This window comes from Corynebacterium sp. UMB0012 (assembly GCF_030216265.1).
Lineage (GTDB): Bacteria > Actinomycetota > Actinomycetes > Mycobacteriales > Mycobacteriaceae > Corynebacterium.
Genome location: NZ_JASOKQ010000065.1, coordinates 1 through 524 on the forward strand (window position 1 = coordinate 1; position 524 = coordinate 524).

The following is a 524-nucleotide window of genomic DNA, read 5'->3' on the forward strand; positions in this document are numbered from 1 at the left end:
GAGAAAACCACGGTCAAAGACCCTAAAACAGGTACATGGACCCGCACGTGGACACATCCCAACGTGCGCAAGGCCTACAACAGCCTCAACCACCTCTGGCGCTCCGACCTGCTGTTTGTCTACCTCACCCCACCAGAAGGTGTGCTGGAGAAAAACCGGATTAAATCCACCACCAACAGCCTTGAAGGCGGCATCAACTCCCAGATCAAACTACTTGCCAGAACACACCGCGGAAGAACAGGCGAACGACAACGCCGGATGCTGGATTGGTGGCTCTACTTAAAAACCGAACTGCCCGACGATCCAGCACGAATCGCCAGGCAGTCCAACTGGGGCCAGGACCAACTCGCCAAAGTTTCCACCCTGACCCAACACGAGAACCAAGCCGACCACGAAACAGGACGACCAGCCCTCTACGACAACGCTATCGACACCGACTACACCCACTCAATCGGCATCCAGAAAGGCCAAATCTAACCCCCGCGCGACACGCCGAGCCAGACACACATTTTGTCGTTTAAGCC

General features: G+C 55.9%; 1 pseudogene. It reads left to right on the top strand.

What is annotated here, in order from left to right:
* Positions 1-477: pseudogene (locus tag QP324_RS11875) on the top strand (IS256-like element IS3507 family transposase); the annotation flags it as partial.
* Positions 478-524 lie beyond the last annotated feature (47 nt).